Here is a 19,013-nt window from a genome sequence, read left to right as displayed (position 1 = left end):
CAACTATTCCTTGAGGCGCTGGTTTACGTATTGTGCTTGCCTAGTGAATCGCGCTTGGTTGGCAATTTTCTAATTTTTTTGTTGGCTAATGTTGACAAACTCGATTTAGTCTGCGATATTAATAAAGTACCAAATGCGGGTATAGCTCAGTGGTAGAGCGTCACCTTGCCAAGGTGAATGTCGCGCGTTCGAATCGCGTTACCCGCTTTCTAGCAGAAGTCCCTCACAGCATTGATTCTACGGGGGAAACAACTCAGCATGGGTTGCCGCAATCATTTCATCCGGCGAGACACTCTGCCGACCTTCTCCGCGCAATCCTGCTTCACTTAATCCTCGCAGCGATCGCTGATGGATACGATTCTCGTGTCGCTGCATCTCCAGACGCATAGAGACCCAAAACTGAAGTGGCGCAAGTTGAATCAACAATCCTCAATCCTCCAGTTCCTCGCACTGTTCCTTCTAATCGCAGCGTCACTGGGAATAGTTGAGTAAATGGATCAATCCCCACACGATTGAAAGGCAAGAAGAAATTCGGCTGTGCTCTTCGCATCCAAGCTTTGACTTCTTCAGTGATGCCTTCTTGATCCAATCGAGCGTAAACAGCTTGTGTCAGCAATGTTTTCGCAATGATGCCTCGACCTCGATGTGATCCCGCTCCTCCGATCGGGGTTCCATCTTCGTAGTAAAAGTTCGCCCACGGGTAGAATCGCCCCTTTGTCACCGAGGAGAACGCAGGTGCAAGCTCGTAAGCATTGGAGAACTCCAGTCCAGAAAGTTCTGCGCCAGCTTCCGCAGGCATCAAATAGCCATCACCAGTGAGCACATTACATCCTAATGCTTTGCTTAAAAAGGCACACCCGCCCGTTGCAATCACAACAGCTCCAGCTTTGATGATCCATTGTTCTCCCATTTGGCGTTGAATTCCTGTTGCTCCTGCACCTCTGCCTTTTGCATCAATCAGCAATTCCAGAGCAGGACAATTATCTAAAATTCTTACACCTGCTCGCCGGATTTGCTTTCGCATCAGACGCATATATTCGGGACCTTGAATTGACTGACGTTGGGAGTCTCCATTCTCGTCGATCGGAAAAGGATACCCCCCCTCCTCATCCACTGACGATTAGCAAGGAATCCTCCCAATGCTTCTCGGCTTGCCATCGCTTGTTCCCGCAAGTCTGGATCGGCTTGTACATACCACACCATTTCCCACAGGTGCAGAAGATCCACTTGTGCCGCAATAGCCTTTATCAACTAAAATCACTTTCGCATCTTGAGATGCTGCGCCCCATGCAACCCAAGTTCCTGATAGTCCACCTTCAATGACAAGCACATCTGTTTCTAGTGTCAGCGCACTATCTTTAGTTTTTCCACTTCTAACTCGTCTAGCTGTCATAGGCACCTCTCCTTATCAATTGATGATGTTTATGGCGTTGATACTTGCCGATCTTTGATGTCAAACTCTGATTTCAGCAATTTCTGCTCGGCTAAGAATTGCTTTGCTGAGTTCAACAGCTTCAAACCTTCTGGTGTAAAAGGTTGTCGGGATATGGGGAAATCTCGTAGGATTCTTGGATCACAGGTAGTGGATAGAGATCGTTACTCACTTTCGCTAAAAACTGATAGAACGCTTCTAGATTCGCTTTGACTTCTTGCAAAGCGCATTGCCGGCTCTGACTCTATTTCTGAGGTAGACAAGGATGGCGCTAGTGAAATGTTAGTAAATTAAGACTTGTCGATACCGATCTACTATCAATTCATCAATTAACCGTAGATGAAAATTATTATTACAAAGTCTTTTCCTAGAACTCAAGGTTTTTGATCAAAATATATGTAAAGCAAATGACTAGGAACTCTAACTATTTTAGAAAAGTAGCAGATGAGCAAGAGCAATCTCACCCGCTACTGAAATGTGATGAGAATCAATCTCCAGCATTAACTCGCATGAACCAGCACCTGAGACGTAGATGCAGTGCTTTGAATTGCGGAAATAAACTCCTGTAAAGACTGGTCTAGACGTTCCTCAAGTTCTTCCTCAAGTTGAAGCGTATCATCGGCTTGTCGCTGAATTTGCTTATCCACAGCATAAACTGTGCTGATAAAGTGACGTGCTCCGAGTTCGGACAAGACGGGCTTGAGCGCATATTCGATCGACAACAAGTGAGCAATCGTGCCACCAGTCGCAATGGGCAGAACAATCTTACCGACCAGAGCTTTTTGAGGTAACAGATCCAAAAATGCTTTGAGAACACCAGTATACGAAGCTTTGTAAATCGGAGTTGCGATAATAATGCCTGCTGCTTTCTCAAGTAACGCTTTTGGTTCTTCCAAGGCTGGACTGTCGTACTGTCCAAGTGCCAGAACTTCCGCAGGCAGATCCCGAACCGAGAGAATCCTTGTTTCAATCGCCGCCGATTCTAGCTGTTTAGATGCCTCTTCTAAGAGGCTATAAGTTCTTGAAGGATGAGAAGGGCTGCCTGCGATCGCTAAAACATAAGACATAAGTTGAACTCCTAATCAACTAATTACTTTTATTTCTGAATCTGCGGTAAACCTACCGAATTACTGCACATTAACTGTTAGTATGTCATAGATTACAGTTCCAGAAAAGTACTCCTGTTACAAAACAATCTCGTGGCAACTTAACTCAACGATAGAATGAGTGTACTGATTCAACTCTATACCAATAGTCCAGTCCGAATCAGGCGGTAATAATGCTGTAGTTGCAAAGGGTTGAGTAGTTGGGATGCTCAAACACACTCACTTTATCAATCGCTTCCCACGGTAAACTTAAATCATCTCTATCTACATTGCATCAATTCAACTTATCGATTTAGCAATCAAGAACTTTTGGCTTTATGAGAAAAAAGTTCAAATCTAACTGTGGTTAGTGTTGAAGCCACTCCCCGAATGCTCTGATCAAAGACGAGTGAAGCTTGAGAATTTATGAGTGCAGACCTTCAGGAAAAACCGAAAAAGCTGAATCCCAATCGAATTCGGGATCATCTTGCCAATGAACGAACCTATCTTGCTTGGATGCGAAGCGGTATTGCTCTAATGGGATTTGGTGTCTTGATTGTGCGACTGCGAATTCTGCGCCCCCCAATGGCTCCTCAACCTCCCGGAGCAGGCTGGAAACTTGGACTAGCCTTTGCGATCGCTGGTCTTCTCTCGGTCTTTCTTTCTACTCAGCACTACTTTGCGGTTCGCAACGACATTGAAGAAGACACCTATGAACCTCCGGATCGCTGGGTCATTCTTTCAAGTTTGACGATCGTGCTATTGGGATTGGGAGTCATTTATTACGTCTTCACGGTCCCGCTAGAGCTTCTGAATGCTGTTGTAATCGAATAAAACTCTGAGGATTTATTTTTATCCCTATTGCGATTCAGATTTGTGTTAGCTGCGATCGTTGAAAATCGTATTGTCCTGCACAGTTTTCCCGGTCGTTCCAAAATTCGAGCAGCAAGAAAAGGCTGTAAAGATCATTGTGCCTAAAATAGTCTGTGTTTTGTAACAAAGGTACTTTATCCAGTTGCAATCAATCTGTCATGCTGCTAATCTGGCTTAAATAATTCGGTAACCCGATCGATTTACCGTAGTAAATTTGGAGAGAAAAAGTGTTCACAGCATTGAAAAGAACCTCGATCGATGAAAATAGAGGTAAACAAGCTAAGCGAGAGCAATTTCGTCTGACACGATCGTTTGCCGTGTTATGCACGCTTGGCTTTGGGATCAATGTTGTCCTAAGCGCTTGTTCTGCCAGCAGTTCGTCTAATGCAATTGCGCCAACTTCCGCAACCAATACGTCTACCACGCAGAATGTTGAAGGCAAAGTCCTTCGGGTGGGGTATCAAAAATTCGGTACGCTCAACATTTTGAAGGCGAAAGGCAACCTTGAACAACGATTAAAAGGACAAGGTGTTTTAGTGCAATGGACACAATTCCCAGCCGGGCCTCAGCTACTTGAGGCGCTCAATGCAGGCAGTATTGATTTTGGACATACCGGGGAAGCTCCGCCAGTCTTTGCTCAAGCCGCAGGCGCACCTCTTGTTTATATTGCGAATCAAACCCCAAACCCAAAGGGAGAGGCGATTTTGGTGCGAAAAGATTCTTCGATTCAGTCCGTGAAAGATCTCAAGGGGAAGAAAGTTGCATTCAATAAAGGCTCCAATGTTCACTTTTTTCTGGTGCAAGCGTTGAAAGAGGCAGGTGTAAAGTACGAAGAGATTCAGCCTGTATTTTTGCCGCCTGCGGATGCAAGAGCAGCCTTTGAACAAGGAACGGTCGACGCTTGGGTCATTTGGGACCCGTTTTTTACTGCGGCAAAGCGAGCAACTGAAGCGCGAGTGATCCGAGATGGAGAGGGCTTAGTTGCAAATCGGGAATTTTATTTAGCTGCAAAACCATTCACAGAGAAAAATCCAGAGCAAGTAAAAGCGATCGTGGAAGAAATTGAGAAAGCAGATGCTTGGGCAAAGGCGAATGTGAAAGAAGCTGCCGCACAACTATCACCACAGCTTGGAATTGAAGCACCTGTATTAGAAGAGGTGTTAGAGCGTCGTCCTTCGGGCGTTCAAGCGATTAAGCCCGATGTTGTGAGCTATCAGCAGCAAATTGCAGATACCTTTCTTCAGTTGGGCTTACTGCCCAAATCCGTGAAGGTTCAAGAAGTCGCGAAAGTTCAGCAATAGGTTGTCATGCAGAAAACATTTCGTAAGTTTAGAGCCAAGCAGCTTGTTCCGTGGGCAGTGCCGATCGTGCTGATTGTTCTGTGGCAGGGATTAGCGCAGGCTGGAATTTTATCCACTCGTGTTCTCCCGGCTCCCACTGCGGTGGTTCAGGCTGGAATTCAGTTAGCCAGTACGGGTGAATTGTTCCGAAATCTGTGGGTGAGTACCACTCGCGCATTTACAGGTTTAGTGATCGGCGGATCGATCGGCTTTGGATTAGGCTTGCTGACGGGTTCGCTTCCTGTAGCTGAAAAGCTCCTTGATACCACAGTGCAAATGTTGCGAAACATTCCGCATCTAGCCATGATTCCTCTTGTGATTCTATGGTTCGGCATTGGCGAGGAAGCAAAGCTCTTTCTAGTTTCAATTGGCGTATTTTTTCCCATCTATCTCAATACTTTTCACGGAGTTCGGACAGTCGATCGAGGGTTGATTGAAATGGGAAAAGTATACGGCTTAAGTTCTACAGGGTTGTTTTGGCAGGTCATTTTACCTGGAGCAATTCCCTCGATTCTTGTCGGCTTGAGATATGCACTCGGTTTTATGTGGCTCACTCTAATTGTTGCTGAAACAATTGCATCTGATTCTGGAATCGGATATATGGCGATGAATGCTAGAGAATTCATGAGAACAGATGTCGTGGTATTCAGCATTTTGATGTATTCGTTGCTTGGAAAAGTTGCAGATACAATCGCGAAATTCTTAGAAACAAAGCTGCTACAGTGGCACCCCAGTTATCAAATTGCTTAAGGCAGGGAAATCAATGACATCACCCAGTTTAGGAGCAGCCTTACAACTCCGGCAGTTAAGCCAAACCTACGGTCAGCAGCGCGTTTTGCGTGACCTAAATTTAGAGGTTGCAGCAGGTCAGTTCGTTGCGATCGTCGGTCGGAGTGGATGCGGCAAAAGCACGTTATTACGCTTGATTGCAGGATTAGAGCGATCGACAAGCGGCACAATTTTGATAAACGGAGAACCTTTGCGCTCTCTCAATTCCAATGCCCGTGTCATGTTTCAAGATGCGCGATTGTTGCCCTGGAAGCGAGTGCTGAACAATGTGGGATTAGGGGTTCGGCATCGCTGGAAAGATAAAGCAATTTGGGCATTGCAGCAAGTTGGATTAGAAGAGCGATCGCAGGACTTTCCACTAGTTCTTTCTGGAGGACAAAAGCAGCGTGTTGCTTTAGCAAGAGCGTTAGTGAGCAATCCGCGTCTACTGCTTCTCGATGAACCGCTCAGTGCTTTAGATGCTCTGACTCGGCGTGAGATGCAGCACTTGATCGAACAGCTTTGGCAGGAGCAGCAATTTACTGCTCTACTGGTGACACACGATGTCGATGAAGCAGTCGCACTTGCCGATCGCGTGATTTTGCTCGAAGCAGGTGAGATTGCGATCGACCTTCCGATTTCTCTGCCACGCCCTCGCGATCGCAGTAGTCCAGCCTTTATCCATCTCGTTGAGCAGGTTCTAGCACGAGTCATGCAATCAGAGAAGGCTTCTAAGCCTCGGAATTCGGCTGATTTATCAATTTTTGAAGTTCCAGTACGCAGATAGACAATCAGGAGAAGCATTGATGCAAGTTCTTTGGTTTATTCCAACTCACGGAGATGGTCGTTACCTTGGAACCTCGATCGGGGGACGAGCGACGGACTATGATTATTTGAAACAAATTGCTCAAGCAGTCGATCATTTAGGCTTTTTCGGAGCATTGCTGCCAACAGGTCGTTCTTGCGAAGATGCCTGGATTGTTGCTTCTACACTGATGCCGTTGACGCAACGAATGCGGTTTCTGGTTGCAGTACGTCCGGGATTAGTTTCTCCTGGAGTTGCTGCTCGGATGGCGGCAACCTTCGATCGACTATCGAATGGACGCTTGTTGATCAATGTGGTAACAGGTGGTGATCCAGTTGAATTAGCGGGTGATGGACTGCATTTGAGCCACGACGATCGCTATCGCTTAACCGATGAATTTTTAGCGATTTGGCGCGAAATTGCTCAAGGAAACGAAGTCACTCAGAAAGGTGACCATCTCAACGTTCAGGGTGGAAAACTGCTGTTTCCGACCGTTCAGAAACCTTATCCTCCGCTTTGGTTTGGGGGTTCTTCACCGATTGCTAAAGAGATTGCTGCAAAGCACGTCGATACCTATTTAACTTGGGGTGAACCACCAGAACAGGTTGCTGAAAAGATTCAATCGGTGCGGCGATTGGCGGAACAACAAGGACGATCGCTAAAATTCGGCATTCGCCTGCACGTTATTGTGCGCGAGACAGAAGGTGAAGCTTGGGATGCTGCGAATCAATTGATCCGGTATGTTGATGAGGACGCGATCTCGACTGCACAGAAAGCTTATGCCCGAATGGATTCTGAAGGACAGCAACGCATGACTCAGTTGCACAACGGGAGTCGTGAAGCATTGGAAATTAGTCCGAATCTGTGGGCGGGTGTTGGTTTGGTACGAGGAGGAGCGGGAACGGCGTTAGTCGGAGATGCAGATACGATCACGGCGCGAATGCTGGAGTATTCCAACATCGGAGTTGATACCTTCATTCTGTCAGGCTATCCACACTTGGAAGAAGCCTATCGCGTCGCAGAATTGCTATTTCCTAAGTTGCCTTTAAGTCACTTCACTCCAACCGAGCAGAAAGTGATGTTCAGCCCGTTTGGAGAGATTGTTGCGAATGAGAAATTTCCAAAGCAACAACAATCAATCACTACCGTAGACTGATTTCACCATTTCACTTAATTTAGATGCGGTGGGACTATGATATTTCACAATCTGATTGAGCGAGAAATTTCGGCAGGTGAACCTTGGGGGACGAAGGAATCAGAGAGTTACGAACGTAAAGTTCGTGATGTTTGGGAGATTGAAACCCCACGAGAAGCAATGCGGAATACGAGCGAGATAATTTTTCATAATCTGCACTGGAGCCATCGATCGCTCTCTAAGTTCCGATATTCCCGTCATTTCGATCGCTAATAACGTTCTCATTTTTCTACACATCAGTGCTGAAGAGGTCAAATTTCCGAACTGTATGAGGCTTACAAGCCAGACATCAAGATTGGAACCGCATAAACGGCTTGTAGCTGGCTCTACCGCACTCACTCCAAAATATGATGCGCCTCATGCCTTCCAATTATCGTTCTTCGTGAGGCAGAGACGCTTGGAAGCGGCTCCAATCTTGGTTTGGGTAAACAATTCAAACAATATAGATTCTGGTTTGTAACCTATTGGAGCTACTGAATTGTAGTTCCTCTAAAGCCGATCGCACCTTCTACATCGGCTCCACGCAGATCTGCGCCTTCGATTCTTGCATTTGTCAAGTTAGTCTTTTCCAGATCTGCTCCCTGTAGATTTGCCCCTTGTAGGTTGGCTCCTTGCAGATTAGCTTTCTCCAGATCCGCATCAAATAGATTGGCTCTTTCAAGGTTTGCACCTGCAATGTTCGTTTTACCCAAATCCGCTCCTTGCAGGTTTGCCCCAGCCAGGTTTGTCCCCTGTAAGTTCGCTCGCTCCAATCCCGCCTTCTGCAAATTTGCTCCTTCCAAGTTCGCAGCCTGTAGATTCGCATCTTTCAAAGCTGCTCCAACTAGGTTACAGCCCACACATTCCTTTGTTTTCAGTAAACGTCTAACATTGTCTGCAACCGTTGATAGAGGGACGGTGGTTTGAGCGGCAATTAATGAATCTGGTGAGATCGTAGTCTGAGTAGGAGACTGCGTTGATACTGCCAGCGCACTCGACTGATCAAACAGAAAAGTCCCTGCTACAAAGACTAGAAATGCTGTTACGAGCCATTGAGATAACTTTTTAGATGTAAGTTTCATGAATTTCTCCCAAATTAGTATCTGTCCTAAACACGCCGTAATCTCAAGGTACTGTTCTTATTCCATAAGAGCAAATACTATTGTTTGTCAAAACGACAAGTAAAAGTTATTAGTAAACAATGACTGGAGAATAATTCTCGTCATAGTTCTGGTTTACACTATGAGCTTGTTCAATACAGTAAAGTGTTGCTGACGACGATCGCGATCGTAGTGGGAGAATCCGAAAACAACACCTTTGAACTCCTATCAATATCATTTCGCGCCTGACATCAACCTGAATCTATAACTACGGTAACTCGGTAGATTTTTGATTATTATACAGAAGGAATGTTCTACAGTTGCCTCGAATGATTCAGAAAGCACAACTTGTTTCATTGAATGCTGTTTCTTATTTAGCTCCCAATTGGATGCAGCATTATCAGGCGATCGCACGTTCGATAAGTCAAACGCTTCACTGTGAGATCCAACTTCTCGCGAGCGACCGCGATCCGCTCGATGACCTACGAGATCGTCAGATTGATCTTGCCTTTATTTGTGGATTGCCATTTATTCGGAACGATCGCATTGCACCGGGACAATTGAGAGCGATCGCGGCTCCGGTGATGCAAGCAGATCGATATCAGAATTGTCCAATTTATTTCTCAGATGTTATTGTTCGTGCCGATAGCCCGTTCTATCGCTTCTCAGATTTAGCAAATTCTACGGTTTGCTACAACGACCCTGGCTCGAATAGCGGTTATTATCTACTGCGGTATCGCTTATTGCAAGAGCGCTCAACTCACTTTTTCAGACAAGCCGTTCAATCGGGTTCGCATCAGACCTCAATTCGCTGGGTGATTGAGGGAAAAGCCGATTGTGCTGCGATCGACAGCACCGTTTTAGAGCAAGAACTGCGCGTATTTCCTGAACTTGCAGATCAGATCCGCATTGTTGAATCGAGTGATCCTTGTCCGATGCCGCCAATTGTTGTTTCTCAACAGTTAGGTGAAGATTTGATCGAGCGAATTCAAACTGCATTACTGCAACCCGATGCAGAATTAAAGGCGGCAATGGCTCGAATGAATGTGAGCCGATATGCCGCCGTGACAACCCAGTATTATGATGCAATCGCAAAAATCTATGACACTGTGACCAATTCTCGTTTTAGCCAGCTTTAAAGGCTTGCCACTGAGATTCATGCTGCAAGACTGCGTGTTGATAGATTTGCTCGAACAATTTCCGTTGAGTTCGACTTCCACCGACTGCTTGTAGCTTTGGTAAGTTTGGCTGCAATTGCGCGATCGCGATTGTCCAATTGCCTTGAGCATGGGCAATCAGCCCTTTTGCAACAGGAAGAACGACCTGAAGCCAAATGGACTGTGATTCAGGTGTAACTCGTTGTGCATGACTTGTCCAACTGTGCAGCAAATCATTCACCCAATCCGTGTATCCTGCACGCCCTAGTGCATAAACATAATGCAAATCTTGAAACGGTAATCTGTGTTCGTGCAAGCGTGCATGAAGATAAGGAGCGATCGCGTTCCAGCGTTGCCCAACTTCTACACCTTGCAACTCTAATCTGATTAAGGTTGCGATCGCTCCAACTTGATCTTTTGATGAGAACGAATTCGCTCTTCCCCAAATGTGTTGATCGTAGAGCGCTAACACCTTTTCAACATTGCCTAACGCTAAGTAGTACAGTGCAACGTGCCACCAATTATGGGTGTATAGCATTGAGTTGCATTGCTCCCAAGTATCCGAATGCTTCTCCATCCAAGCAATGCCTGCTGCGGGGCGGTTCTGCTCTTCTAACACATGGGCGATCGCGTGCTGTGCCCACGGATCAGCACGATTCAATGCGATCGCCTGTAATCCGACTTTCATCGCCTGATCAACCTCACCACACTGCTCTAATCCAAACGCAGTCATTCCATATAAATAGTGGAGATGCGGGCTGTCTAAATTCATAGGCAGCACTTTTTCAGCAATTTGCAGCAATCGTCTCGCATCTCCCCGATAAAAGTAGTGATATTGTCCCTGTTGAACCGAGATCAAATCTTGGGGATAGTGAAGCGCGATCGCTTCATGCAGATTAATGGCTTCAGATATGTCCCCCCGCGCCCAAGCCGAGATCGCGCTGATATACCATTGCTCTCGTTCAGTTGCGATGGGTGCATACTGTTGTGCAACTTTGAGATGAGCCATAGCAGTGCGATGCGCGATCGCAGTTTCTTGAGAAAGGTAATACGCGGCTGCATACGCTTGCGCGATCGCACAGGTCGGATCGAGGGATAGCGCTTGTAAAATTGCGGATTCAGCTTGATTGCCGTAGTACAGAGATTGGTCGATGAAGCGGTCGAGAGCAGCGATCGCGCCCTCCGCATCTGTCCGAACAGTTAGCCCTTGTGTGTCAATCACCATAAACAATTCTAGAAATTACGTTAATTCGATAGAATTACCGTATTTAATTTCACCAAGTATGTCACACTGCAATTCGACTGAGCAAGTAAAGTGGATTACAAAATTGCTTAAATCTAATTATCTGTGTGATGCAGAAAAACTTTCCTCAGGTTCTCCAATACAAGAATCATTGAGTGGCGTGACTAAAACGATCAAGCCGAATACTGGATCGCTCTAATGTTCACGCCATTCAATGGCATTCTGGCGACTATGGGCTAGAAGAGTTCCTGGGGTGTTTCAGCAATTACAACAATCAGTGTTGTAGCTCATCGTGTGTTTTGTGTAGAGTACGATGTAATCGATTTTGCTGTACGACAGTTTAACCAATGCTCCAAATCAATCAGGAGTTCTTCATAGTTAATGTCATTGTGAGGCGCATGACGGCTTCCTGGATATTCCCGTCGCTCTTTGTCGAGGACTGATAACTGTTCAAAGAATGCACGACTTCCTTCAGGATGAGCAACCTGGTCATCTCCGCCATGCAGAATGAGGATCGGAACTTGCAAGTGTGCAGCCTGAGCTTCAACTCGTGCGATCGTCGCAAATAACTCCGTTCCCAAACGGGCACTGCCACAAGAATGAACCAGAGGATCTTGAGCACAAGCATTGAGAACGGTGCGATCGCGGGAAATCGCTTCGAGATCAATGCCAACCTTGAGTGTGAAGCGCGGTAAAATTCGCGATAAGCTGCGCCCCAGGAGAATCTTTTTCGCTGAAATGCCGTTCAATCCAAAGGCAGGAGCGATCGTAATCACACCTTGAACAGCAGCCGGAAAGTGTAAGGCATACTCCAGGGCAATCATTCCCCCTATACTATGTCCAAGCACAAAGCAAGGAAGATTCGTTGTCGATTGAATCTGTCTTAAGAACAGATCTAGATCAGTGCGAAATTCAGACCAGGAATTGATGTGACCACGCTGACCTGATGAGTGCCCATGACCCCGTAAGTCTAGTGCATAGATTGCATATCCAGCAGGAACTAAGTATTGAACAATATTGTTGAATCTACCACTGTGGCTGCCTAAGCCGTGAAGTAGGACTAGGACTGCACGAGTGTTACGCACTGGATGCCAACTTTGATAGTAAAGTCTGAGTCCTCCAACGCTTTTGAAGAACCCCTGAGAATGTTGCATTGTAATAATTTCTGATTGTTTCTGAAAAGGATTCCTCATTCAATCACAGCAATTTCAAAAATCTTTGTTACTTTGATCACTTCAATTCGGTTCATCAGAACTATCTTATGTTGCTGGAATGCTGCTATCTCTCCGTTTAAGTTTAATCTTGACTTAATCGATAGACATATCGTAAATTATTTCATCACTCGCAATCAACGTATTAATCGCAAAGTGAACCCTGTAACAATCGCGATCGCCCAATCAATACAGCAATACAGAAACGGCAGCTACATTACCGTTTTGACTCTTCTACGCATATAGAACTCTAGGACATCCGCTATGAATAGAAACAAAAAGCAATTAAAACTAGGTGCATTCTTGCCAGGATCGGGGCATCATGTGGCAGCATGGCGGCATCCTGATGCCCAAGCCGACGGTGGACTTAACTTTCAGCACTATACGCAGATTGCTCAAACCGCAGAGCGCGGTAAGTTCGATATGCTATTTCTTGCGGATGTGGTTGCCGTTGCTGACCGAGGACAAGGAACACCTGCTTCGAGCCGGTTGGGACAATTCACGGCTTATTTTGAACCCTTCACACTGCTATCTGCCTTGTCTGTGGTTACAGAGCGAATCGGTCTTGCTGCAACCGCTTCAACGACCTTTAATGAGCCGTATCATATAGCGCGTAAGTTTGCTTCACTCGATTACCTGAGTAAGGGTCGCGCAGGATGGAATTTAGTAACCTCCTCAACTGAAGCGGAAGCCCTGAACTTTAATCGCGATCGACATATGGAACATTCATTACGCTACGATCGCGCACTAGAGTTCTTCAAGGTTGTCACCGCCTTATGGGACAGTTGGGAAGATGATGCTTTTTTGCGCGACAAAGCTTCTGGGCTGTATTTTGATCCAGATAAGTTGCACATACCAGATCATAAAGGTGAGCATTTCTCGGTGAAAGGTCCGCTCAATGTGGCGCGACCTCCGCAGGGCTACCCGGTGATTATTCAGGCAGGTTCTTCTAAAGATGGTAAGAATCTTGCGGCACAGACCGCAGAAGTTATTTTTACGGCTCAACAAACTTTGCAAGATGCTCAAGCGTTTTATGCAGATGTCAAAGCAAGAGTTGTACAGCATGGACGATCGCCGGATCACGTCAAGATTATGCCGGGAGTGTTTCCAGTCATTGGCAGAACTGAGCAAGAAGCAAGAGATAAATACAATCAGCTTCAAGAGTTGATTCATCCGCAGGTGGGAATCGCACTGCTTTCAAGTATGATCGGTGCTGATTTGTCAGGTTATGAGGTTGATGCTTTGCTTCCAGACCTTCCAGAAACGAATGGTGGAAAGAGCCGTCAGAGGCTATTAATCGAACTCGCTCACCGAGAGAATCTAACCATTCGACAGCTTTATTTTCGGATTGCTGGAGCGCGGGGACATTGGACGATCGTGGGCACTGCAGCGCAAATTGCAGACCAGCTTGAGGAGTGGTTTATTGATGAAGGCGCAGATGGTTTTAACATCATGCCTCCTTATTTACCGAATGGTCTAGATGACTTTGTGGATCTAGTCATCCCGGAATTGCAGCGACGAGGATTGTTCCGGACGGAGTATGAAGGAGCTACACTACGAGAGCATCTTGAATTACCAAGACCTGTCAATCAACATCATTTAACGATCGTTGAGCAGCAGCGATCAACAATTAAGGTTCCTGTTTAGAACTGCAAAAAGTATTGTCATCAGAAATGAGCGCTTAGGATCATGGCATCCAAACCTTCTCCAGATCACAATATAAGTTCTTAATTTCTGATGACTTTTCTACTGCCAGCTTATCAATCAATTAGTGCTGAAAGTAGAAAGTACAGACAACAAAATTTAAAAGCCCAAATATTTGATTTGGGCTAAATTACTTAGGTTAAATTGTGTCGTACTGCTTTATCGTACTGTTTTGGGAAAGCACAAACCAAAGCTTGTAAAATATCCTCAGATCAAGCTGCACTTAAATCTGCAACTAATATACTTTAGCCTTGATACTTACTCGACTATTGTCGCTGCTCGACGGCGGCAGAAACAATCTTGGTTAAAGCTGTTGAAGTCAGATTTAGAAACGATCGCGGTTCTATTTCTCTTGGCGCTCAGTTTTGCAACCGCAGTCGCTATCTTCACGCCAGAACCACCTGCCCCGAATGCTACCCAATCTCAGCGGATTAATTCTTAGTGCCTTAAATCTCGTAGTGCCAGATTGCTTCCGGTTGCAGTAATGTCACCTGATTCGGCAGTCGCTGAACAATGCCTTGCTGCTCGAATTGCTTAAGGACACGGGTAATCGTCACGCGAGTGGTTCCTAGCATTTCTGCTAAGTCTTGATGCGTCAGGCGCAGTTCAATCAAGTGTCCATGCTGCACTTCACGCCCAAACTTCTTCGATAGCCAAGTGAGTAGCTTTAACAGCATCTCCTCCACTCGGCGATGGCTGCGAATCAACATGAACTCTTCAGCCTGCTGTACTCGCTCCAGTAGAAAAGCAGGATCAGGATGCCACTCATTCGGAGAAAGTGGCGTGACCTCAACATCAGTTAGGCACTCGATTTGATAGGGATCGATCGCACAGAGAAACTTCCCAACTACATCTCCTGCGCCACATAAGCTCAATGTGACGGTTGAGCCATCTTCTAGCCAACTGAGGGTTCGTACCACTCCCGATTCAATTCGCCAAAGCGCAATTTGTTGAAGCGGAATTGTTGATCGACGTTTAAACGTTCGCGTTGCAGATTGGGCTGGCAATCGGGAAACAACACAGGGAAGAATGGACTGCATGAGCAAGCCTCGGATCTAACAGAAGTGCAGGATAGCTACATAAGGCGATCAACAAAGATCATCTGAAAAACACATTAATTCGACCGATTTACCGTATTTATAGAATCTGATACTAGCACGATCGCGCCTTTTGTAAAACATTTAAGAATCGCCAATTTGATTCTTCGGAATTTAAGACAGCGCGTTTAGGGGATTAACAATAGAAAATCTACCTATGCAAAACTTTAGTGAGAAACAAAAAGCCTAAAATTCATATCCTCTGAGCTAGATAAACTCCAACGAGCAATACAGCTTCTAGTTTCCAACCGTGCAAATGCACACCATAGCCAAGACTAAGTTAAGTTCAACTCGATCGTTGATGCCTTAAAGACAAAAGCGAACCGATGAGTTAATCAACAAGCAGGACTTTTCGACATTCTGCTTCAGAGGGCTGAACCTTCATCAAGTCAACCAGTCGTGAAAACCAATAAATAATCTCCGGGTCGCAGCAGGTCGTGAGACGCGCAATCTCTACTGCTAACTGATATGCAGTTTCACCTCTGGCGTGATCGTTCAGCCCTGCATGAGCCAGTAGATCAGCTTTCAAATCTCCTGGATATTGAGGCAGGTGCTTCTCACCCTGGAACTGAAGGCGATCGAGCAACGGTTGCCAATCGATTTTTGTATCAATGTTAGGGTTCATCATTTGCATAATCAATTTGATATGCTTTTACCCTAAGAATTTACAACGATAAAAGCAAGCATTCTTTTTTGTTAGTTTCATAACTTCACGTTATGAAGAAAGTCATGATCTTACCAAATCATAAAATATTTGCTTCGTAGAGCTTATGAAGTGAGCTTTGTGCCCCTTGCTTGACTGGTAGCTTGAAGATTAGGCATTTCTTGCCGACAGGTATGACAAAACCAGTACACTCCTGTTCTACGAATATGGCGAAGTAGTTTGTTAGAGCAGCAGGGGCAAGCACTCATTTGTCATTCTAATGAGAAAACATCTACCTCTATGTTACTGACTTCTTCCAGGAATAACCACATAATCCAATCGACTTTTAGGAGAATTGAGATCATTTCTTTAAAAGCCTATAAGCCGCCCGACTGCTGAGAATCTCGTTTCTTGTACTCGTTCTATCGAAAATGTTTCTTAATATCTGATGTAGCAACCTAGACAACGGATTTGTTGAAGTGAGGCGTTCAGGTGCATAATAAATTAAGGTGATGATTTTAAGAACAAATAATATTTGAAGTTATGAATAAGACCCTATATTTTGAGAAAAGTCCATACCTCGATCGATAAATAGAAAAATACGTTTGCCCTAATTCTAAAACGGCTTGCTCATTTTCCCGAAACTCCGCCATGCTTCTAGAACTTTCAGGTCGAACAAAATATGCACTCATGGCGATGCTGGAACTCGCTTCCATTTACAACAGTGGTGAGACGCTCCAAATTCGTCAGATCGCAGCTGCTCAGAATATTCCCGATCGCTACCTAGAGCAATTACTGGCAACCCTGAGACGAGGAGGGTTAATTTCGAGTGAGCGTGGAAAGAAAGGAGGGTATCTTTTATCGCGACCGCCGTGGAAGATTACGCTGCTTGAAATCGTCAGCTGTATGGAAGGGGGCGATTCATCTGAGGCGAACGATGATTCTGAGTCTGTTTCGGTCAGGGCTATTTCTGAAATTTGGCAAACCGTGAGAAAAGCAGCAGATGATGTGCTGGAGAAAAACAGCTTGCAAGATCTTCTAGACAAACGCAATTATTTCCAGCAGCCGATTACGATGTACTACATCTAAATTACCAAGCCATAGACACATCAGTAGAAGCAACTGATAAATTGTGTGGCGAGTTCGTTAATTGCACTGCGCTCTGGGATTGCCGAAGAGAGCTACGAAACTGAACAACGAAATTGTTTAATGTCGCCATGTCCATCAGAAAAGCGTCATGACCATGCGGATAATGAAGTGTCGTAGGCGTTGCGTTTGGAATTAAGGCGGCAAGCTCTTCTTGTTCGATCGAAGGATAAAGAACATCAGAACTAATTAAAACAATCAGATAGGATGAAGCACGATCGTTGAATAAACAAGATGATTCAGAGCGCTAAATCTTTAGATTGAACTTCCTAGCCATTTCAATAATTTCCACACTGCTCCAGTGAAAAATCCTCTGTCGTTGAGCATTGTGAATACAAATTTGACTAATACCGAACTCCTCCTGAACCAGACGAGCGATCGGAATTAGCTCTAGATACAGCATTGGATCAATTGTTACGTCCTGTTCGCAGTGAATCAGCAACAAATTTGTTGTTGTAAGTGGGAGCAAGGTAAGACGAGCATTTTCAAGCAACTTCGGCGCGATCGTGAGTAGACGATTGACAATGCTTGGTTCTTCAATATTTGAGGACATAAACTTTCCTATTACACTGCATTTAGACGAGATAAAGCACGATCGCAAAGCAGCCCCGCGACGATCGTGCTTCGAGCTTTTAGTAAGATCCGGGTGGTTCTTTTCGGGGCGGATCAGAAGGCGGTGTGCAAGCAAGCAATCTAGACGAATCCGAAATTAAAGTTGGAGCAGCGATCGTGAAACCTGCAACTGCTCCAACTGTCAACAAAGAAATGAAGATAAATTTCATCGTAAGTTACCTACCCAAAACGAACTATAAAATTGCAGCGATACAAGCATGATCTACCTTTTTGTACAGGAGCAATAAACTGCTGACAGACAGGGTGCATCTGCTTGCATCACTACATCGAGAACACTCGTTAAGCCACCTTATCAGCACCCGTTTCAACAGGTAGATCTGACTGGCTATACTCCGTCCACGATCCTTCGTAAACCCGCACTTTGGGATACTTCAATAGATGTTTCAGCACGACGTATTGTAATGTTGCTTCCCGCCCGGTGCTGCACGATACGATCACATTGTCCGCAGGCGTAATCTTCTTCGATGCTAGGATTTGCTTAATTTCATCCAAAGACTTCAGCTTGTGGAAGTTTCCTTCGCTCGTCGCTGGATTGCCCGTTGTAAACGATACCCAAGGAATGTTTCGCGCTCCCGGAATATGACCATTGCGCGTCCAGATCTTCTCTTCACCACTAAACAATTTAGGTGGTCTTGGATCAATGAACTTGACTGTTGGTTGATTCAGAAAGCCGCGCACGTCCGCAAGCGTCACTCGAATTAAGGGATTATCCTGAACGGTAAAGCGAGTCGGCTGATACTTAGGAAATTCTTGGGTTACAGGTTGCCCAGATGTCTTGTACGCCGCAAATCCACCATCTAACACAGCAATATCTTTCACGCCCGATCGTTCTAACAAATAAGCCACCATAGTTGCGCCGAGAACATCGCGCCCATCCGAGTACACCAACACGCGGCTATTATTTGATACCCCTGCTTGCGAGAAAAGCTGCCCTAACTTGCTTGTGTTCCAATATTGCACAGGCAGCAAGCCGTTGGGACCGCGAAATGTGTTGTCTGCAATATGAACGGCATTTGGCAAGTGCCCTGCAAAATACTCCAATGGGTTAATGCGAACATCTAGAACCCGGAGATTGCGATCGCTGCTATTTTTCGCTACCCAATCCGGGGAAACAAACTGAATGGTTGCACTTTGGCTTGCCATTAACGGCGAACCCGAAAAAGCTGGAATGGCAATGAGGCTAACTAGCAGCGCAGCTAACACCGCTAGAACTTTGGGCTTCTTCAGCCTGAGACGCAGTAATTTCCGAATCATGACCTTAACCTGAAATGATGAGGGTTGTAAAAGGAATGAGCGCTCCAAAAATACGGTATTTCGACCGGTTTACTGGACAAATCTATTTTCTAGAATTCCACAAATCGACAAAGATCTCAAGCCCGACAGCATCGAAAAGTTAGACATTGCAGAGATTAACTAACTTAAGTAGATAGATGCTCTAGCTGATCCCTCCAAAGAACAAGGGAATAAGAAGTATGCTCAGCAGGATAAGCAGAGTAGTGATACAGACCAGCGTTAGGGTGAGAAGGGGAGTAGCACGATTCATCAAATTTCCTGACCCATATTTCAGTGGTTAAGGTTCTCGTAACTTTCAACTGTCAAGGA

General features: G+C 45.4%; 18 protein-coding genes, 1 tRNA gene and 1 pseudogene. 11 read left to right on the top strand and 9 right to left on the bottom strand.

Going from position 1 to position 19,013, the window contains the following annotated elements:
• The first annotated feature begins 135 nt into the window (after window positions 1-135).
• Window positions 136-207, top strand: a tRNA-Gly gene (locus tag H6F51_04605).
• Window positions 208-322: 115 nt separating this feature from the next.
• Here H6F51_04605 and H6F51_04600 read toward each other — a convergent pair.
• Together H6F51_04600 and ssuE are read right to left on the bottom strand one after the other, a co-directional pair.
• A pseudogene (locus H6F51_04600) lies at window positions 323-1,393 on the bottom strand (FAD-binding protein).
• Between the two features lie 539 nt (window positions 1,394-1,932).
• Window positions 1,933-2,499, bottom strand: coding sequence for an NADPH-dependent FMN reductase (ssuE, locus tag H6F51_04595; protein ID MBD1821779.1), 567 nt, complete (start codon window positions 2,497-2,499; stop codon window positions 1,933-1,935).
• A 444-nt stretch (window positions 2,500-2,943) separates the two neighbouring features.
• Between ssuE and H6F51_04590 the strand changes: the two genes are divergently transcribed.
• From H6F51_04590 to H6F51_04565, 6 genes are all read left to right on the top strand, one after another.
• The gene (locus H6F51_04590) at window positions 2,944-3,351 is read left to right on the top strand and encodes a DUF202 domain-containing protein (protein MBD1821778.1); all 408 of its coding nucleotides are present in this window, start codon (window positions 2,944-2,946) and stop codon (window positions 3,349-3,351) included.
• Window positions 3,352-3,707: 356 nt separating this feature from the next.
• On the top strand, window positions 3,708-4,691 hold the full coding sequence (locus tag H6F51_04585) for a sulfonate ABC transporter substrate-binding protein (GenBank protein ID MBD1821777.1): 984 nt from the start codon (window positions 3,708-3,710) through the stop codon (window positions 4,689-4,691).
• Window positions 4,692-4,697: 6 nt separating this feature from the next.
• The gene (locus tag H6F51_04580) at window positions 4,698-5,480 is read left to right on the top strand and encodes an ABC transporter permease subunit (GenBank protein ID MBD1821776.1); all 783 of its coding nucleotides are present in this window, start codon (window positions 4,698-4,700) and stop codon (window positions 5,478-5,480) included.
• A 13-nt stretch (window positions 5,481-5,493) separates the two neighbouring features.
• Window positions 5,494-6,285: an ATP-binding cassette domain-containing protein gene (locus H6F51_04575; protein ID MBD1821775.1), complete on the top strand. Its 792-nt coding sequence runs from the start codon at window positions 5,494-5,496 to the stop codon at window positions 6,283-6,285.
• A 19-nt stretch (window positions 6,286-6,304) separates the two neighbouring features.
• Entirely contained in the window at window positions 6,305-7,459 is a 1,155-nt protein-coding gene (ssuD, locus tag H6F51_04570) for an FMNH2-dependent alkanesulfonate monooxygenase (GenBank protein ID MBD1821774.1), read from the top strand.
• Between the two features lie 36 nt (window positions 7,460-7,495).
• A complete protein-coding gene (locus H6F51_04565) occupies window positions 7,496-7,711 on the top strand; it encodes a hypothetical protein (protein ID MBD1821773.1) in 216 nt (71 codons plus the stop codon).
• Between the two features lie 257 nt (window positions 7,712-7,968).
• Here H6F51_04565 and H6F51_04560 read toward each other — a convergent pair whose 3' ends face one another.
• On the bottom strand, window positions 7,969-8,559 hold the full coding sequence (locus H6F51_04560) for a pentapeptide repeat-containing protein (protein ID MBD1821772.1): 591 nt from the start codon (window positions 8,557-8,559) through the stop codon (window positions 7,969-7,971).
• Between the two features lie 347 nt (window positions 8,560-8,906).
• On the opposite strand from H6F51_04560, the gene H6F51_04555 reads away from it, so the two are divergent.
• A complete protein-coding gene (locus tag H6F51_04555; protein ID MBD1821771.1) occupies window positions 8,907-9,716 on the top strand; it encodes a PhnD/SsuA/transferrin family substrate-binding protein in 810 nt (269 codons plus the stop codon).
• Here the strand turns inward: H6F51_04555 and H6F51_04550 are convergent.
• Together H6F51_04550 and H6F51_04545 are read right to left on the bottom strand one after the other, a co-directional pair.
• On the bottom strand, window positions 9,703-10,959 hold the full coding sequence (locus tag H6F51_04550; protein MBD1821770.1) for a tetratricopeptide repeat protein: 1,257 nt from the start codon (window positions 10,957-10,959) through the stop codon (window positions 9,703-9,705). The genes H6F51_04555 and H6F51_04550 overlap by 14 nt on opposite strands.
• Before the next feature lie 305 nt (window positions 10,960-11,264).
• Window positions 11,265-12,131, bottom strand: a complete 867-nt coding sequence (locus H6F51_04545; protein MBD1821769.1) for a lysophospholipase — start codon at window positions 12,129-12,131, stop codon at window positions 11,265-11,267.
• A 321-nt stretch (window positions 12,132-12,452) separates the two neighbouring features.
• Here H6F51_04545 and H6F51_04540 point away from each other — a divergent pair, with 321 nt between their 5' ends.
• Together H6F51_04540 and H6F51_04535 are read left to right on the top strand one after the other, a co-directional pair.
• A complete protein-coding gene (locus H6F51_04540; GenBank protein MBD1821768.1) occupies window positions 12,453-13,835 on the top strand; it encodes an LLM class flavin-dependent oxidoreductase in 1,383 nt (460 codons plus the stop codon).
• A 229-nt stretch (window positions 13,836-14,064) separates the two neighbouring features.
• Window positions 14,065-14,334 carry a hypothetical protein gene (locus tag H6F51_04535; GenBank protein MBD1821767.1) on the top strand — a complete coding sequence of 90 codons (270 nt, stop codon included), beginning with the start codon at window positions 14,065-14,067 and terminating at the stop codon, window positions 14,332-14,334.
• 4 nt (window positions 14,335-14,338) lie between these two features.
• Here H6F51_04535 and H6F51_04530 read toward each other — a convergent pair whose 3' ends face one another.
• Window positions 14,339-14,932, bottom strand: a complete 594-nt coding sequence (locus H6F51_04530) for a Crp/Fnr family transcriptional regulator (protein MBD1821766.1) — start codon at window positions 14,930-14,932, stop codon at window positions 14,339-14,341.
• Between the two features lie 388 nt (window positions 14,933-15,320).
• Window positions 15,321-15,614: a hypothetical protein gene (locus H6F51_04525; protein MBD1821765.1), complete on the bottom strand. Its 294-nt coding sequence runs from the start codon at window positions 15,612-15,614 to the stop codon at window positions 15,321-15,323.
• Window positions 15,615-16,283: 669 nt separating this feature from the next.
• Here H6F51_04525 and H6F51_04520 point away from each other — a divergent pair.
• A complete protein-coding gene (locus H6F51_04520) occupies window positions 16,284-16,721 on the top strand; it encodes an Rrf2 family transcriptional regulator (protein ID MBD1821764.1) in 438 nt (145 codons plus the stop codon).
• Between the two features lie 304 nt (window positions 16,722-17,025).
• Here the strand turns inward: H6F51_04520 and H6F51_04515 are convergent, their stop codons facing one another.
• Entirely contained in the window at window positions 17,026-17,331 is a 306-nt protein-coding gene (locus H6F51_04515; GenBank protein ID MBD1821763.1) for a hypothetical protein, read from the bottom strand.
• A gap of 359 nt (window positions 17,332-17,690) precedes the next feature.
• Window positions 17,691-18,665, bottom strand: a complete 975-nt coding sequence (locus H6F51_04510) for a sulfurtransferase (protein MBD1821762.1) — start codon at window positions 18,663-18,665, stop codon at window positions 17,691-17,693.
• Window positions 18,666-19,013: the final 348 nt, after the last annotated feature.

This window comes from Cyanobacteria bacterium FACHB-DQ100, assembly GCA_014695195.1.
Classification (GTDB): domain Bacteria; phylum Cyanobacteriota; class Cyanobacteriia; order Leptolyngbyales; family Leptolyngbyaceae; genus Leptolyngbya.
The sequence above is the reverse complement of the archived record's forward strand: the minus strand, read 5'-3'. Positions and strand labels throughout refer to the sequence as shown.

Excerpts from the sequence above, each read along its gene's own strand:
- ssuD (MBD1821774.1), top strand. The coding sequence starts at position 6,305 with ATGCAAGTTCTTTGGTTTATTCCAACTCACGGAGATGGTCGTTACCTT.
- H6F51_04520 (MBD1821764.1), top strand. The coding sequence starts at position 16,284 with ATGCTTCTAGAACTTTCAGGTCGAACAAAATATGCACTCATGGCGATG.
- H6F51_04510 (MBD1821762.1), bottom strand. The coding sequence starts at position 18,665 with ATGATTCGGAAATTACTGCGTCTCAGGCTGAAGAAGCCCAAAGTTCTA.
- H6F51_04530 (MBD1821766.1), bottom strand. The coding sequence starts at position 14,932 with ATGCAGTCCATTCTTCCCTGTGTTGTTTCCCGATTGCCAGCCCAATCT.
- H6F51_04575 (MBD1821775.1), top strand. The coding sequence starts at position 5,494 with ATGACATCACCCAGTTTAGGAGCAGCCTTACAACTCCGGCAGTTAAGC.
- H6F51_04555 (MBD1821771.1), top strand. The coding sequence starts at position 8,907 with ATGATTCAGAAAGCACAACTTGTTTCATTGAATGCTGTTTCTTATTTA.
- H6F51_04590 (MBD1821778.1), top strand. The coding sequence starts at position 2,944 with ATGAGTGCAGACCTTCAGGAAAAACCGAAAAAGCTGAATCCCAATCGA.
- H6F51_04550 (MBD1821770.1), bottom strand. The coding sequence starts at position 10,959 with ATGGTGATTGACACACAAGGGCTAACTGTTCGGACAGATGCGGAGGGC.
- H6F51_04525 (MBD1821765.1), bottom strand. The coding sequence starts at position 15,614 with ATGAACCCTAACATTGATACAAAAATCGATTGGCAACCGTTGCTCGAT.
- H6F51_04515 (MBD1821763.1), bottom strand. The coding sequence starts at position 17,331 with ATGTCCTCAAATATTGAAGAACCAAGCATTGTCAATCGTCTACTCACG.
- H6F51_04545 (MBD1821769.1), bottom strand. The coding sequence starts at position 12,131 with ATGCAACATTCTCAGGGGTTCTTCAAAAGCGTTGGAGGACTCAGACTT.
- H6F51_04540 (MBD1821768.1), top strand. The coding sequence starts at position 12,453 with ATGAATAGAAACAAAAAGCAATTAAAACTAGGTGCATTCTTGCCAGGA.
- H6F51_04560 (MBD1821772.1), bottom strand. The coding sequence starts at position 8,559 with ATGAAACTTACATCTAAAAAGTTATCTCAATGGCTCGTAACAGCATTT.
- H6F51_04565 (MBD1821773.1), top strand. The coding sequence starts at position 7,496 with ATGATATTTCACAATCTGATTGAGCGAGAAATTTCGGCAGGTGAACCT.
- H6F51_04580 (MBD1821776.1), top strand. The coding sequence starts at position 4,698 with ATGCAGAAAACATTTCGTAAGTTTAGAGCCAAGCAGCTTGTTCCGTGG.
- ssuE (MBD1821779.1), bottom strand. The coding sequence starts at position 2,499 with ATGTCTTATGTTTTAGCGATCGCAGGCAGCCCTTCTCATCCTTCAAGA.